Source organism: Lapidilactobacillus concavus DSM 17758, assembly GCF_001435835.1.
GTDB classification, from domain to species: Bacteria; Bacillota; Bacilli; order Lactobacillales; family Lactobacillaceae; genus Lapidilactobacillus; species Lapidilactobacillus concavus.
On sequence record NZ_AZFX01000010.1, the window covers coordinates 41,584 to 57,632 of the forward strand.

General features: G+C 42.8%; 13 protein-coding genes, 1 tRNA gene and 1 riboswitch. Of the genes, 2 read left to right on the plus strand and 12 right to left on the minus strand.

Annotation, left to right across the window (positions count from 1 at the left end; all coding sequences use genetic code 11):
- Positions 1-169 precede the first annotated feature (169 nt).
- A riboswitch (M-box (ykoK) riboswitch) is annotated at positions 170-341 on the minus strand.
- A gap of 338 nt (positions 342-679) precedes the next feature.
- From FC15_RS01930 to liaX, 11 genes are all read right to left on the minus strand, one after another.
- Positions 680-2,965 (minus strand): glycoside hydrolase family 65 protein, encoded by a 2,286-nt coding sequence (locus FC15_RS01930; RefSeq protein ID WP_057823415.1) that lies wholly within the window; start codon positions 2,963-2,965, stop codon positions 680-682.
- 177 nt (positions 2,966-3,142) lie between these two features.
- Positions 3,143-4,924, minus strand: a complete 1,782-nt coding sequence (locus FC15_RS01935) for a glycoside hydrolase family 13 protein (RefSeq protein WP_057823417.1) — start codon at positions 4,922-4,924, stop codon at positions 3,143-3,145.
- Between the two features lie 166 nt (positions 4,925-5,090).
- Complete coding sequence (locus FC15_RS01940; protein ID WP_057823419.1) at positions 5,091-5,945, minus strand: sugar ABC transporter permease; 855 nt, start codon at positions 5,943-5,945, stop codon at positions 5,091-5,093.
- 5 nt (positions 5,946-5,950) lie between these two features.
- Positions 5,951-7,300 (minus strand): carbohydrate ABC transporter permease, encoded by a 1,350-nt coding sequence (locus tag FC15_RS01945; RefSeq protein WP_057823425.1) that lies wholly within the window; start codon positions 7,298-7,300, stop codon positions 5,951-5,953.
- Between the two features lie 81 nt (positions 7,301-7,381).
- Positions 7,382-8,602 carry an extracellular solute-binding protein gene (locus FC15_RS01950; RefSeq protein ID WP_057823436.1) on the minus strand — a complete coding sequence of 407 codons (1,221 nt, stop codon included), beginning with the start codon at positions 8,600-8,602 and terminating at the stop codon, positions 7,382-7,384.
- A 291-nt stretch (positions 8,603-8,893) separates the two neighbouring features.
- A complete protein-coding gene (locus FC15_RS01955) occupies positions 8,894-10,570 on the minus strand; it encodes an alpha-glucosidase (protein WP_057823443.1) in 1,677 nt (558 codons plus the stop codon).
- 340 nt (positions 10,571-10,910) lie between these two features.
- Complete coding sequence (locus FC15_RS01960; RefSeq protein ID WP_057823473.1) at positions 10,911-11,903, minus strand: LacI family DNA-binding transcriptional regulator; 993 nt, start codon at positions 11,901-11,903, stop codon at positions 10,911-10,913.
- A gap of 213 nt (positions 11,904-12,116) precedes the next feature.
- Entirely contained in the window at positions 12,117-12,713 is a 597-nt protein-coding gene (locus FC15_RS01965) for a TVP38/TMEM64 family protein (RefSeq protein WP_057823446.1), read from the minus strand.
- Positions 12,714-12,792: 79 nt separating this feature from the next.
- A complete protein-coding gene (locus tag FC15_RS01970) occupies positions 12,793-13,110 on the minus strand; it encodes a hypothetical protein (RefSeq protein ID WP_057823449.1) in 318 nt (105 codons plus the stop codon).
- 31 nt (positions 13,111-13,141) lie between these two features.
- Complete coding sequence (locus FC15_RS01975) at positions 13,142-13,399, minus strand: PspC domain-containing protein (RefSeq protein ID WP_083479047.1); 258 nt, start codon at positions 13,397-13,399, stop codon at positions 13,142-13,144.
- A 39-nt stretch (positions 13,400-13,438) separates the two neighbouring features.
- On the minus strand, positions 13,439-14,974 hold the full coding sequence (liaX, locus tag FC15_RS01980; protein ID WP_057823458.1) for a daptomycin-sensing surface protein LiaX: 1,536 nt from the start codon (positions 14,972-14,974) through the stop codon (positions 13,439-13,441).
- 228 nt (positions 14,975-15,202) lie between these two features.
- Here liaX and FC15_RS01985 point away from each other — a divergent pair.
- Both FC15_RS01985 and FC15_RS09095 read left to right on the plus strand, forming a co-directional pair.
- Positions 15,203-15,274 (plus strand) — tRNA-Arg (locus tag FC15_RS01985).
- Between the two features lie 286 nt (positions 15,275-15,560).
- Positions 15,561-15,650 carry a type I toxin-antitoxin system Fst family toxin gene (locus FC15_RS09095; protein WP_146979147.1) on the plus strand — a complete coding sequence of 30 codons (90 nt, stop codon included), beginning with the start codon at positions 15,561-15,563 and terminating at the stop codon, positions 15,648-15,650.
- A gap of 218 nt (positions 15,651-15,868) precedes the next feature.
- Here FC15_RS09095 and FC15_RS09305 read toward each other — a convergent pair.
- Positions 15,869-16,049 (minus strand): hypothetical protein (locus FC15_RS09305; RefSeq protein WP_235803307.1); only part of this gene is annotated, 181 nt, incomplete at its 5' end.

Genomic DNA, 16,049 nt, shown 5'->3' on the forward strand with positions numbered 1-16,049 from the left:
CCCTTAATTCAATGGTGGTTGTCAATGAAGTATCAATTCAATACGATTATCGGGTGGTGATCTAGCACACAACCTCGCAATTGGTGATGAGTCCCGAATGAAAAAACGAGTTCCTCTCAACAAGACGCCAAAACTCAGCGAAAGGTTAAAAGAACTCGTCAAAAAAGCTCAATTGATCTAGTCGTTGGGCTTTAGCACTGTACAACGTAGGAACCAGTTGATTCCAGCTACTTTATGGAAAGCCTTGTATTCGACAATCCCTGTTCTACCCATTGGTGTCTCTCGACTTTTCTGGGCAGTAGCCTATGTTTGTAAAGGAGCCTCACCTAACAAATCATATTTACTTGATACTATGGGTTAAATCTAAAAAAGGAAGACAAGAAAGTCAAGCAATAAGAGTGTGGAACAAGGCGGTTAGCTTCTGAGCATTAACAAGAATTTCTGAATGATTCGTGCAGCGAATCGTTTGGAAATTGTGGTTAAGCGCAGGAAGCTGCCTTGTGTAACGCGTTTAGAGTGTGGAAGCCCACGGGTTGAATTTGAGGATTAACATGATTAAGACCCGAATCTGCTTTTAGATTCGAGTCTTAATGGTGTTAACCGGAAAATTCAGTGAGCTGCAACACGTTTCAGAGTGTGGAACAAGGCGGTTAGCTTCTTGGCGTGAACAACAGAACTCTTAAACCGTTGCGACCTTCCCCGCCTGTAATTCAACAGCTTCTCCGTTCACCTTAACCGTTAAATCATCGCCCGCAAGAAGACTAAACTCACTTTGATCGTGACGAACTTTGACCGAGAGTAAGCGGCCACGGAAGTTAATTTTAAACGCGTAACCTTGCCATTTTTTCGGACAGAACAACTTGAATGCTAACTGACCATTCTGATGACGCATTCCAGCAAATCCTTGGACAATGGCTAACCAGCCACCACTCATGGATGTGATGTGCAAACCATCATCTGAATCGTTGTTGTAGTTATCCAAGTCAAGACGCGCGGTGCGTTCATAAAAGTCGACAGCCTTCTCCTCTTCCCCAATTTCTGCAGCCAAGATGCTATGGATGCAAGCGGAGAGTGAAGATTCGTGGACGGTTAGTGGCTCGTAAAAATCAAAGTTACGTTTCTTTTGCTCGAGCGTGAATTGATCATTCAAGAAGTAAATGCCTTGCAAAACATCGGCTTGCTTGATGAATGGTGATCGAAGAATCTTATCCCATGACCAATGTTGATTGATGGGTCGTTCTTTAGGATCAATGCTCGAAGCTGGCCGTAAATCTTTATCTAGAAAATCATCTTGCTGCAAGAAGATACCCAATTTTTTATCTTCTGGGAAGTACATCCGCTCAATAATATCTTGCCAGTGTGCTTTTTCATCATCAGTGACTGCAAGATCCTGCGCTTTTTCTGTGGAAACTTGTTGAAGGATCTCAAGCGTGTATTTCAAAACCCAAACGGCCATCTGATTGGTATACCAGTTGTTGTTGACGTTATTCTCGTATTCATTGGGGCCAGTCACCCCATGGATCATATATTTCTGAGCGTGTTGTGAAAAGTGAACGCGATCTGCCCAGAATCGTGCAATACCAACGAGGACTTCAATACCATGATTCAAGACATAGCTCATATCACCGGTGTAATCTGTGTAGTCATAAATTGCGTGAGCGATTGCCGAATTACGATGAATTTCTTCAAAGGTAATTTCCCATTCATTATGACACTCGATGCCATCAAAAGTAACCATTGGGTATAAGGCCCCTTTAAGGCCTTGCTGACGAGCATTGTGGAAGGCACCGGGTAATTGACGGTAGCGATATTCTAGAAGCTGACGATTGACCTCAGGCTTCGTGACAGCAAGGTACATCGGCACGATGTAGGCTTCTGTATCCCAATAAGTGGCACCACCATATTTTTCACCTGTGAATCCTTTCGGTCCAACATTCAAACGCGAATCTTCGCCATAATAGGTCATAAATAATTGTAGGATATTAAACCGGATGCCTTGTTGGGCAGCGGGGTCGCCATCGATCTGAACATCTGATTGTGCCCAGCGTTGTTGCCAGATTTGATTATGAGCTTGCAGATGGTCCTCAAACGATAACTTTTTAGATTCATCCAAAATTTGAGTCGCATCCGCAATCTGTTGCGCTTCCGCGACATCGCGACTCGTCACCACGGCAACTTGCTTGTCCAAGCTGATACTTTGATTGGCAGCCAGATCAACTGTAATTTTTTCAGCAACGGCTTGATCAGTCAAGACAGCTTCGCGTTGTATCTCAACTGACGACGCCACGATATTCTGCATCTCTTCTGTGACTGTAAATCTCGGCGTGCCGAAGGGATTCGACTTCGTTTCAACCGTCAGACTGTAACGATTGTCAGATTGCGCCGAATGAGCCTTGAGTTCCCAGAAATTCTCCTCATAATTAGCATCTTCATTATGAACATCGCTACTAATTGAGGGTTGGAAAACCAGCTTAGCTTGTCCAGATAAAACCGTCGCCTTGACTGAAATCAGACCGAGTTGCTGGGTCACGTTGCTCATGAAGCGAGCAAATTCAAACTTAATCTGAACGTCTTGTGCAAATTCACCAACGAATGATCGCCGAAGAACACCATTATGCATATCTAATGAAAGTTGAAAGTCCGAGTAGCCAATCCGTGCTAGATCGACATCTTCGCCGTTAACACTAATCGGGATACTTAAAAAATCTGGTGAGTTAATCGCTTTGCCGAAATACTTTGGATAACCGTTTTTCCACCAGCCAACCCGCGTCTTATCTGGAAACCAAACGCCGGCAAGATATAATCCCTTCAAAGTATCGCCACTGTAATGTTCTTCAAAGTTGCCACGCATACCCATGTACCCATTGCCGATGGACGTCATGCTTTCCTGTAAACGTTTGTCAGCAATTGCTAACTCATTTGTTTTGATCACCCACGGATCAATTTGAAATAATCGTTTTGTCATGATACTACTCCTCTTGTTGCTGAATAAATTGATCATTGCATTAAAGTGTCTGAACTAAAGGCTGATTCAAGGTAGCTTTGTTGATATCGTCATGATCACAACATTCGATCGTTTAAATAACGTCCGGATATTATCGATGCCAGACGCGTTTCAACCAGCCATTTTCATCCGCCACAATTACTTCATGGTGATGACAAAACCTTTCGGCCCGAGAATGCCTTTATCAAAGTTCTGACAAAGTTGTGTGCGACCTGATACCGACATTGAGTGTGGCTGTGCGTCTAAATTAAACGTCGCGGTTAGCTGCCGGCCGCCTTGTGCTCTGGTGAAGATAACCAACTGTTGCGCATCATCAACTAAATTCCAAGTGAATTCACCTTGCGTTAACAAATCGGCATGATCTAAACGGAGTTGAATCAGCTGTTGATAAAATTTGAAAAGTGCATGGTCCTGAGTCGACTCATCCCAATTCATTGGTTTACGACAATCTGGATCATTACCGCCATCTAATCCAATTTCATCCCCATAATAGATGCAGGGTTCTCCTTCTTGTAAGAAGGTAAAGGCTAATACCTGCCGCATTAACGTCTTATCGTGGTCACAGACTGTCAACAAGCGTGCCGTATCATGTGAATCCAACGTGTTAAGCATCACCTCGTTGACCTGTCGTTGATAAAGTGTCCGCTGATAATTCAAGCCATCCACCATTCGCGTCGGCGTCAACGTGTGATTAACGATGCCGTTGATCAACGTTTCGGTATACGCATAATTCATGACTGCGGAAAATTGGTCGCCGGTGAGCCAAGGCTGTGAGCTATGCCACACTTCGCCAAGGATATAAAAATCACTTTTTAATTGATGACAAGTTTCCGCAAAACTCCGCCAAAATGCATGATCCACCTCATTGGCAACATCCAGTCGCCAAGCATCGATATCGAACTCCTTGATCCAATAAGCCGCAACATCCAATAGATACTGCTTCACTTCGGGATTAGCAGTATTCAGCTTCGGCATATGTGGTGTGAAGGCGAATGTGTCGAAAGTCAACGCCTTTGCACTCTCGAAGTTGTCCGTTTCTTGATAGGTCACTGGGAAACGCTTGATGTGAAACCAATTTGCAAAACGGGACTGTTCACCATTAGCGACAACATCTTGCCATTGAACAGAACGATCACCAATGTGGTTGAACACGGCATCCAACATCACCTTGATCCCCCGTTGATGCGCAGCTTCAACAAGCTGTCGGAATAATTCTTTGTTGCCAAAATCAGGATCAATTTCTAAATAATCGATGGTGTCATATTTATGATTGGAATAGGCCTTGAAAATTGGGCAGAAATAAATTCCATTGATTCCCAATTCCTGTAAGTAGTCTAAATGATCGAGAACACCTTGCAGATCCCCACCATAATAATCCGTCCGATTAGGGCTCAAATCACTGCGCCATGGCTTAACTCCCACTTGATCATTTGTGGGGTCGCCATTTGCGAAGCGCTCAGGAAAAATTTGATACCAAACCGTCTGTCGCACCCAATCCGGTTCTTTGAAGCGATCAATCTCATGTAGATAAGGTAACCGGAATGGATTACCATTCGTGCCGATTGCGTCAACCGCAAACGGAAAGACACCACGATCGCCATACAAAACTTCTTGACCATCGACACCGATGATTTGAAAATCATACTGCGCGCGTTTATACGGCACTTGTACAGCAGCTTCCCAGTAATCGAAATCTTCTGTCGAGGCTATTTTGTGCATTGCCGTCGTCTGGTAATCCCAATGAGAACTCCCGGAATTATTGGTAAGATCATCCGTCGTGCTTGCATAAGGATCCCCGAAGAAGCAATTAACCGATGCAACATCATCACGCTTCGTCCGCAAACGTAGACGAAGATCATTGGCTTGGTAAAGATACGCAAATTCACTTTCTGGGCGGTGATAGATTGCTGCTGTTTCCATGAATGAAATTCCTCTCTTTAAATAAATTAATATGGGAATACGTTGAGCAGATCATGCGTGGTGTTTTTTGACTCAATTAGTCAAAATGGCATCACCGAATCGAAAAAACGACCTCTTAATAAAATAGAAACCATTCATGAACTGCGAGTGGTTTCTATTCTTAAAACTAACCCTTGTCTGCACCAGCGGTGATCCCGTTCACATAATAACGTTGCAAAACGATGAATAGAATGGTGATTGGGACGGCAATAATGACACATCCAGCAACGAAGGCAGTGAAATACTGACTGCTGAGGCCCTTCGTGTTAGACATCATATTGTAGAGGCCATAAGCCACTGTCTTATTCTTAGGACTATCCGTCGAAAGAATAATACTTGGGAAGATAAAATCAGTCCATGGCCCCATAAACGCGGTTAGCGACGTATAAATAATCATCGGTCGATCCATTGGCAAAATAATATGCGTAAAGATCTGCCACTTGGTTGCTCCATCCAATTCGGCTGCCTCATCGAGTGACTTTGGCACGGTATCCAGGAACCCTTTCATCACGTAGAACCCAAGTCCAGCACCACCAATATAGACCAAAGTTAAGCCAGCCAAGTTTGTCATACCAATTGCCTTTAGCATGTAGTACAGGGCGATCATCGACATGAAGCCTGGGAACATACCCAATACGAGTGCGAACTGCAAGAATGGTTTACGCAGTTTGAAACGTAGACGTGATAAGGAATAAGACATCACCGTCGTTGTAAACGTATTGACAACCGCACAAATCACGGCAATAACGAACGTATTTAGGACCCAAGAGCCGAATGGATATAACTTGTTATTGAAGATTTTCGCATAGTTACTGAGTGTCCATTGTTTGGGAATGAATGTTGAGACGAACCCTGATAAGTTAACTGAGAAACTCGTCATGATGATCCAAGCGATTGGAAAGATCCAAACGATGACTAATGCAATCAGCAGAAGATATCTTAACGATAAAGAAAGCCGTTGTTGACGTTTATATGAATGCATAGAATTTAGCCCTCCTTAAACGCATTTGTACGACGATAGGCCAGCAGTGAGAAGACGGCTGAAATGATGAAGATGAAAATACCTAACGCAGCTGCGATATTATAATTAGGTACCGATTGCATCGTCAATTTGTACAACCAGGTGACCAGTAAATCTGTAGAACCCGCTTGATAAAACTTGGAGTTCAATGGTCCACCACCCGTTAACAAGAAAATCACGTTAAAGTTATTGATGTTACCAATAAACTGTTGAATCAAAGCAGGTGTCATCACAAATAGAATCTGTGGGAATGTAATCTTGTTGAAGACTTGGAAGGCATTGGCCCCATCGATTCGCGCTGCCTCGATCTGATCTTGGGGCAAATTCTGAATAATGGCGGTGACAATCAACATAGTCACTGGAATCCCGATCCACATGTTGGTCACAATGACGGTCAATTTAGCCAAGTTGGCGTTCTGCAAGAATTGAATTGGTTCTGTGATCCAGTGCATACGTTGTAACCAGCTGTTGACTGGGCCGGCATTATCCCAGAACATCGACATCATTAGTAATGAAACGAATTGGGGAACGGCGAAGACAATAACGAACAACGTTCTGAACACGCCTCTAAACTTAATGCCTTTAGATTCAATCAAGAGCCCCAACAAGACACCGAAGACGAATGTTGTTGCAGTTGCGGCAACAGCCCAGACCAAGGTCCAACCTAGAACAGGGAAGAATGTGCCGGCCATGCTACCTGTCAAGATCTCACCGAATGCTTGAAAACCCGTCCAAGAAAACCCAATGGGATGATATTGGTTAAAGTTCGTGAAGGCCATGGTGATCATATAGATTGTTGGCGTCACGGTGAAGGCAAGAATACCAGCCAATGGTAAGAACATCAAGAGTTGATGCAGCCGCGTATCCAACAAGGATGCGAGGTCCTCTTTTGTCGTTGGAATATGCTTGCCATCACGATTCAATGCATAGAGATGACGCGTCGACTTCAAGCTGGCATAGTAAAGAACTAATAGCAAGGCGATTAAGATGATTGAAATCACCCCAAAGAGCAAGATAACCATCGAAGAATCCGGTTGTTTAGTGACATAAATACCCTGGTTCTTATCAAATACTCGAGTCAACTTTTTGATTTTGCCTAAACTGCCTAATAAACTGATGGCACTAATGCCATTGTAGAAAAACCAGACTAAGAAAATAACTTCACTCAATAGAAAGACAAGGCCCTTGAGCCATTGTTTATTCTTTAGCTGACTGATTCCCATGATGATGAAGCTAAGTTTCGTAGCCCAATCTCCTTCTTGCCAAGTTTCTTTAAACGTGGCCTCAGGAGCGGTGTGTGCTTTCTTTTTAAACATACGTTTACGGTCCTTTTCCTAATCTAATCTTAAGACAAAGAGGTCAGGCTCAGCCCAACCTCCCCACAGATCATAACAACATTACTTAGAGCTACCAGAAATTCCTTTTTCAAACGATGCAAGTTGTGTCTTGTATTGTGAAGCTGGTGTTTTACCTTTATAGGCATTGTCGATCAGTGGTGCGGCTAAATTCCAGAACGACGCCATCTGGTCCATCTTTGGCATTACAGTACTGCGATTTGCTTGTTTGATCACCGCTTTAGCCACTGGATCAGCTTTAATTGCCTTATTCTTTTGTGCTTTCTTAGAAACAGGAATGGCATTTGTGCCTTTATAAAGCGCAACCTGAGACTTATGGTTCGATAGATATTGGGCTAAGGTTGCCGCAGCTAATTGATGCTTCGATTTTGCATTAACGGCTAAAGTACCGACACCGGCGAATGCCTTCATTTGTTTCTCTTTACCTGAGCCGAAATCGATCTTAGGAAGAATTGAAACACCAAAGTCATCACCTAACATCTTCTTAACGCTTTTACCATCCCAAGGTCCATCAAGAATTGCGGATGTCTTGCCTGCTTCTAAATCACTCAACAGTGCTGCACCTGACTGACGAACGCCCTTGTTGGACTTTTGAGCAGCCAACCAAGTCATGACCTGAACACCTTTAGCATTGTTAACCTTAGTTCCCTTTAGTTTTTCACCATTCTTGCCATAAAGGTAAGTCCCATTTGATAAGAAGGCTGGATACCAGTTATAGGCGTTAGTAAAGTCAGTCCCGATCACACCTGTTGCCGTTAGACTCTTCCATGTTTTGACTTGAGTTGCATTTAATTTTGACTTGTTATAGTAAATGATGTTTGCTTGCTCATCTTGTGGATAAGCTAAATATTGACCCTTCCAAGTCACAGCTTTCCCTGCCAACTTCACATCATTCTTCTTCACCCATTTCTTTGCGGATGGCGATAAGGGATTGATGTAGCCTGCAGAGAACATTGCGCCTAATTGGTCGTTAGGTGCTTTGAAGACATCAGCAGCCTTGGATGGATCTTTAGCCAAATCGGTTTTTGCAGAAGCAGAACCCGATGGACTGGTTGAAACCTTAACTTTAACTTTTGGATACTTCTTCTCGAATTTCTTAACTAATTTCTTGTATGATGGCACATTGTTTGTATCCACCCATAATGTAATGTTACCTTTTGGCTTAGCCTTCGCAGCTGAAACGCTCTGGCTATCAATAGAGGCGACTGTCGCTAATGCTAAAACTGAAGCACCCGCAACCACGATCTTCTTCCATGACTTCATTTCTTTGGTTCCTCCTAGAATTAAAATATGATTTCGCTTACAAGGGACATTATTACAGCCTCTAGTTTTTTAATCAAGGCAAATACCGATGTTACCGATAACAGAAAAAGTGTCATCACTTAACCTTGACCCAGATCAGCGTGCGGCGTCATGACTAAATCGTCTGCTATCCTCGTCTCAAAATCGATTCGATAGTTCGTAGGCTCATGCATTTTTTCAGTAAAAAGTGAGTGAAATCTGATTAGATTTCACTCACTCCTGCCGTGACATTTTCAATTGTTCTTGCTAAATCTAAAGGGTTTGACTGATCAATACCACACTCGACCACGCGCCCAAGTTTAATTCGCGCTTGTCAAGTTGCCACTGACCACACGCCAATGCCACTTCGCTGTTGAATATCTCTGGAAGTTGGACAAGTTGTTCATTGCGAGAAAGATTTGTGACGACGATGGCCATTTGGTGGTCAAATTCGCGCTGATACATAATGACCGCTCTCGGTGCATTCAACAATCGAAAATGACCAATCGTGAATAACGAGCTTTGTTTTAACTGCAGTAATTGACGATAATAATTGAGCACACTGTCTTGATTGTTCTCTTGATCAGCGACGTTCGTCTGCTTTTGCGTCGTACGAAGCCATGGCTGATGTGCAGAGAAGCCTTGATTAAGACTGTCATCCCATGGCATCGCTTGTCTAGCCGCCGTTTTTTTCGTCTCTGAGAGTCGTTTCAACACAGCCGTCTTTTGCTCGGGCGCGACACGTTGACTGAGTTCGGTGACGGATTGATCTTGAAAAGCTGCGAAACTAGGTAACTCTGCGCTCTTAAGGCCCAGTTCTTCGCCATAATAAATAATCGGGATCCCTTTTTGTAGATAAAGCATCGTGGCTAATGTCTTGATACTCTCACTTGCATATTGTTCATCACCATAAACAGTTGCCATCCGCGGCAGATCATGATTACTAAAATAAAGTGTGGGTTGCGTCGTCTGCGCCAAAGTCGTCTGCCATTCCACAATAGAAATTGGCAACTGATCCACATCTAACCTCTCTCGCGCTGGTAGGTCGACAGACAACGACTCGTCCGATTCCGGGCGTACCGTTTTTGGCAAGTTTCGAAAACTGACAATCGCGTCGCACAGAGCATCGCCATCCATTTCACGTGTGTACAATGCCGCAAGGTTAGGACCTGCAGAGGCACCCTCACCAAGTATGAATAAATCCGGATTGATCTTGCGTAACTCGTGGATGAATTCCTGTAAATAAGTCACGACATTCGGCAGATTCGCAAACATTGGCTCAGCGACCACTGGGTCATTCGAAGTCGTTGGATAATCTTGCGTCAATGGCCCTTTAGCGATATGAATGAACGCGTCTAAGCGCAAACCATCGATGCCCTTTTCTACCCAGAATTTAGCGACATCAATCATTGCTACGCGAACTTCTGGATTCTTCCAATTTAGATCAGGCATATGTTTATCAAATAAGTGAAAATAATAAGATCCGTGCTCTTGAGGATGCTCTTCCCACACTGAACCACCGAAGAAGGAGCCCCAGTTATTAGGTGGTAACCCGTTTTCGGTTTTCTCCCAAATATAGTAATCGCGAAATAAGCTCTTCGGGTTTTTCAAGGCATCTTGAAACCAAGGATGTTGATCAGACGTGTGGTTCAAAACGAAATCCATCAGAATGTGAAGACCCAGTTGGTGCGCCTTCTGAATCAATTCCGTCATCGTTGCCATATCGCCAAACTTGGGATCGATCGTATAATAATTGGAAACATCGTAGCCATTATCGACCTGTGGTGATGTTAACACCGGGTTCAGCCAAATCGTATTCGCGCCAAGCGATTTGATATAGTCCAGGCGCTGAATCAAACCACGTAAGTCACCAATACCATCATGGTCACTGTCTTGAAAACTCCGTGGGTAGACCTGATAGACAATGGCCTGATCATACCACTCTGTCATAATATTTCATCCCTTCATGTTCACGTTCCTCGCAAAACTAAACTTGCCAGTTAAAGCAATCGATTAGTTTGCCTCATGGTCTATCTTAGAAAAACGGTTACAGAACAGCAAGAGGTATTGGCGATGTTATCGGTAACAAGTTCATTCCTGCTGCATTTACCCTCACCACGCCCTTGCACAACGCAAAAAAATACCCATCGAGATCAGTGATTGTAGTGACCCCCAAATGTTAGACCAAAAATCTAACTTCTGGAGGTCGGTACAGATCTCAATGAGACATTTTTTCGGTTGGAAGCTAAAATTGTGCCTCTACTGACACCCTTCTCAACTTAATCCTCAGCTAATTTAGATGATAGTTGCGTGTTGTCTGTCTTCTGATCAGCTCTGGCGAAAAAACAACTTCAATTCGGTTCGTCCGGTTGGGATGGTGATCTTCGTCCAATGGTAGCGCCCAAGTGATCTTCTTCAAGAGTAATTCGGCGATTTTGCTTCCCATTTCCATAACCGGTTGCTTGACAGTCGTCAGCTTAGGCTCGGAAATCTGATCAAGAAAAACACCGTCGAAGCCCGTGATCCCAAACTCCTCTGGAATCTGTCCATTCATATGTTGAATGCCACGCTCAACACCAATCGCTAGACGATCACTGGAGCAAATAAAACAAGTATTCTTCTCAAAAGATTGCCAATGTTCCTGGATATAATTCTGAGATTGTGAGGAATGATTGCTAAAACGGACGATTTGCGGTTCACGTCCGGCTTTTTGCATCGTATCCATATAACCACGCTCACGTGAATATTCAAATGACTCCTTCAGATCGATTCCAAAGAAGATAATATGTTCGTAACCGTCGTTAATGGCAGCACTGGTCGCCAAAAAAGTCCCATATTTATTATCCGAATCCACAAAGTCATATTGATGCCGATTTTCGCCAAAGAGAATCGTTGGCCGGTTCAATTCATTGATCCATTCAAAGTCATCTCGTCGTGCACCAGTGATGATATAACCATCACAGTCACCAATGCCGGCATTTTTCTGAGTCACGACTTGCAGCGCATACTGATGACTATTGAGGAATTGGGCAACACCCATCAACAACGTCGCGTAATAGGGTTCAACCGTATCGACTTTCTCAAGAATGATCAGTTTAATAATACGAGTGGTATTTGCGGCTAAGGCTTTGGCCGCAAAATTTGGTTGATAATTCAGCTCCTTCATTGCTTTAAAGACGAGCTGCTTCAATTCATCTGTCACTTGTTCAGGATGATTGATCACACGCGAGGCCGTCATTTTAGACACGTTAGCCAGCTTGGCCACATCATTCAATGTTACGATTAAGCCCACCCTCTCTTACTCGAAACGATCAACAGTTACAAAAATCACACATCGAGCTTCAATCCTTTATCTAGTTCAATTATATAAGTTACCCAGAAGTTTAACAAGCGAGATCCAATTAGAAAACGACGACGCCTGAATCGACAAACACGACGACCGGACAAAAAAGGTCAATACTGAATCGGTTTTCGATTCAATATTGACCATAACTGATTATTTAAACCATTGAAGCAACCATTGACTGCCATACAACAGAATGAAGCTATAGGCGGCAATCGTAAATGGTTTTAAAAAGATGATAATCGCACTAAACTTCTGCCAAGACATCTTCGTTAAACCAGCCATCAACACTAACACGTCATCTGGTGCAACCGGAAAGAAAATCGCAGCGGCGAAAAACCAATCAAAAGCCTTTTGATTTTTCGTTCGATCAATGTAGCGGTTATAAACTTTTTTAGGAATCACGTGTAAGATAAAGCTTTTACCATAATAGCGTGCCAAGAAAAAGTTGATAAACGAACCAGTGACGATGCCAATGTAATTATAGACGAATCCCCACAGTGGCCCGAAGAGAACCACGCCGACCGCGGTACTGATTCCACCAGGAATAATTGGGATCACGACTTGCACGATTTGGATCACAATGAAAATGAGTGGCCCCAGTAGCTGAAGATGTGCCACATAACTTTGCATTGCCGTTTGACTGCTGAACAATCCCATCTGCCACCAATAAATCGTCAGGCTAATGATTGCAAGCAATGAAACTAGTGAAGAAATATTAATCAATTTTCGACTTGCCTGCGTGCTCAAATCCTGATCCTCCTATTCGTGGCGTAAATCTTTCTCGATGAGAGGTATTGCTAAGTTTCGACTAACGAAACCGTTCAGCTTAGAAATCACTCCACTCATCTTGGTCATCCTGATCACTCATTCGTTGGTGATCTTTCACGTCCTCTTCTTTGACATCATAGATTTCCTTACGGGCATGTTGCGAATATGATGATGTGGGACGATATGTCGAATGAGTCGTCCAATCATGATCATGACGATCCGAACGACGAGTGAAAAAATTGACCAACAACGCAATCAGAATCACGGGCAACAAAAACTTTAATAATCCAAAGACGAGCCCAATCGCGCCAACTACCAATGCAAAAAGAATGAGTAGCAACATTGGAATGAATAATAAGAATACAATAAACGGCAATTCAAACACCTCTTAATCTTCAACAATCTAATTAGAAATTGCTCCAGTTATCATCATGATGCGAGCTAGAATCACCCGTCACATCTTGACGTTGATGATCTGACGCCGGACGTTCTGGCATAACGATCCATAAGATGACATATGCCCAGAAGCCTGTAGAAGCCAGTAAGATAAGTAATGCAAAGGCAATTCTCACTAAAGTAGCATCAATACCAAAATATTCGGCAAGCCCACCTGCAACCCCAGCAATTTTTCGATCTGTTCTTGAGCGGTATAGTCTTTTTTCCATATTCTTCTCCTCCAAAATTGTTCCACTTAGTTAACCTAATTATTGATTATCTTTCAAATAGATGATGCCAGAAGTACTACTTAAATTCAAATCGGCACCTTCTGTCTCGCCACGCTTAAAGTTAAGGCGTTTGCCAGTTGTCGTCTTCTCATCCGTGATTTCGAGATGGGACATCCGCGTCCGAACCGTTCCTAAACGTGTCTTAGCGACGCCGTGAAGATCTAGATTCTCTTGAACAGCCACTTTCACAGTGCCATGAACAGATGACACGTCTAAGCGATGTAAATCGTCGTTGTGCAAAGTCACCTTGACGTTCCCGTTGACCGTTGAAAGGTCGCCGGCACGCACCTTCGCGTTAACTGTCACATTACCATTGACTGTACTGAATAATGCCTCACGTAACTGGCTCTCATCCAAGTTGACCGAACCATTCACGCCCTCAAATTCAATCATCGTTGCGTCAATTCGGTTCAGATTTGCCTCGCCGTTAGTCGTCTTCAAGTAAACATCTTTACCCGTGAAATCTTTTATCTCAATATCACCATTGAGCAGATTCAAGGTCACGTGATCGTAGGTGCGCTTAGGCAAGAATATTTGTAGATCAGCTTGAACACGTTTGTTCGGCACCTGGAAGATGAACCGGTCTTCTGTCACTTCGATATGGCTACGTTTGAGGAATGAGCTCAATTGATCTGCTTCATCCATTTTACCGTAGAGTTTGATATTGGCTGCAACTTTGATATCATCTTGATCCCAACTACTGATCTTAACTGCACCATTCGCATTCTTAATATCCAGAATAGTTGCCGTTGCATCCTCGTAAATGAAGTCATGCTTGAAACTTGAAGAGACAATTCCCGGTACCCTGATTGTCACGTCGTTCCAATCGATATTGTCGACGACATTCTTCACGGTATTCCGAACAAAGCCGCCAATTGACGTGCCAAGGTCAGAAACCTTCTCACCTAAGTCATTAAACGTTGATGCCGTTTGATCGCGGATTTCATCAAAATGAATGCTTTCTTTGATACGATCACGCGTCAACTTACCAATTTCCTTGTTCAAATCGCTGATCTTTTGGGTCAATTCGCTTTCAGCTAACTCCAAGTTCTCGACGGTTTGTTGCAATTCAACGACACGCCCTTTTGCTTCAGTGCGCTCTTGAACCTTCTCATCAGTTAAACTATCGAGATCTTCCATCGCGTCGATTACCGTGATATGTTCCTGGTCACGATCAATTTGACGTTGAACAGCGGCAATCTTTGTTTGAGTCTCTGCGAGCTGATCGTTAGACGCAGCCAATTCCGTCTTTAACTCACTCAGGCGTTGCTCAAATTTATCAAGTGCCTCATCTTCTGCGTCATCAAGATTCTGATCATCATCGAAATCCTCATCGTCATCATCTGAGTCGTGATCAGCTTGTTCATTGTTTGAGTATGTTTGGGTCGTACGATTCATCGTTGCTTCAGTTGAAGCTTCTTTCTTCTTCGCCAAATTCTCTAGTAGGACCAAACCTTCTTCAGAAGTAATGATGCCTTTTTTGACGAGTTCTAAAATTCGTTCGCGTTCATTCATGTTATTAACCTCCATTGGTTTTCACATCTGTTAATTACAAGACTTATTATGAACGGTTCGAAGCAATACGTCATAGGCCTTAGGGTGGATTTTACCCTCAGACTATGGTGAGAACCTAACTCAAACTCATGACGTTTCCTTTTTTTAAATCTAAAACTCATCAAAGCGCCACGAAGTCAATTTTACCCTTGCTATTTTGGCAAAATTTCGCTAAACTATTAATGTTATGGGCCCTTAGTGTAATGGATCGCACGTAAGATTCCGGTTCTTGAAATCTGGGTTCGACTCCCAGGGGGCCCATTATTAATTGATTAACATTTCCGATAGTAGACGGGTTTAACCCCCTGATGCTATCGGTTTTTTATTTTTCTGAAATACTATTTTATACCATAGAATAAGAACATATGGTAATCAATATGGTAATCAGTGCCAGCATAAATTAATACAGCTCTAGGCGAGGCGTGCATGTCAATATCTGAGTTAATTGGGTAGTGTCTTTTTTATTTGTTATTAAGTTAGTTTACATAAGCAACTCTTAGCATGATATACTTTTGATTGGCAACTTGCCCCGATTGGGGGTGTTACCTTGAAAGATGTATTCTCTTTGGTTATCGCGCCAATTATTGTTGGTCTAGTACTTAAACTAGTCGATTATTGGTTGAATAATCGCCGATAACTAAGCAGGTTGCTTCAGCCCACACGCTTGTAGTCGCATCAAGCGAAAAAAATAGCCATTCCCGTCGCATGGGAGTGGCTATTGTGTTACCTTAAAAGATTTTCTCTTTATCGCATACATATTATAACACGGGTTAAAATTAACTTCAAAATATCTAACACTATCGACCTTTTTAATTTCTAATTAAGATTGCTATGAGTATATTGTTTCCTTTTTACTTAATCTAACTCCGCTAAATCATCATCAATTTTTTGATGACGCTCGTTAAAGGTATTAATATAATTAGTATAGTTACCAGTTGGTGAAGCAACGAAATCAACCAATTTACTAGTATGCTTATATAACTTGAGAGCGTAAAATATCTTGTGTAAATGCATAAAAGATTTCTGAATTGTATAG

What these genes read in the sequence shown, in the direction of transcription:
- FC15_RS01955 (WP_057823443.1), bottom strand. Translation starts at nt 10,570, where the DNA reads ATGACAGAGTGGTATGATCAGGCCATTGTCTATCAGGTCTACCCACGG.
- liaX (WP_057823458.1), bottom strand. Translation starts at nt 14,974, where the DNA reads ATGAATGAACGCGAACGAATTTTAGAACTCGTCAAAAAAGGCATCATT.
- FC15_RS01975 (WP_083479047.1), bottom strand. Translation starts at nt 13,399, where the DNA reads ATGGAAAAAAGACTATACCGCTCAAGAACAGATCGAAAAATTGCTGGG.
- FC15_RS01940 (WP_057823419.1), bottom strand. Translation starts at nt 5,945, where the DNA reads ATGCATTCATATAAACGTCAACAACGGCTTTCTTTATCGTTAAGATAT.
- FC15_RS01930 (WP_057823415.1), bottom strand. Translation starts at nt 2,965, where the DNA reads ATGACAAAACGATTATTTCAAATTGATCCGTGGGTGATCAAAACAAAT.
- FC15_RS01950 (WP_057823436.1), bottom strand. Translation starts at nt 8,602, where the DNA reads ATGAAGTCATGGAAGAAGATCGTGGTTGCGGGTGCTTCAGTTTTAGCA.
- FC15_RS01935 (WP_057823417.1), bottom strand. Translation starts at nt 4,924, where the DNA reads ATGGAAACAGCAGCAATCTATCACCGCCCAGAAAGTGAATTTGCGTAT.
- FC15_RS01945 (WP_057823425.1), bottom strand. Translation starts at nt 7,300, where the DNA reads ATGTTTAAAAAGAAAGCACACACCGCTCCTGAGGCCACGTTTAAAGAA.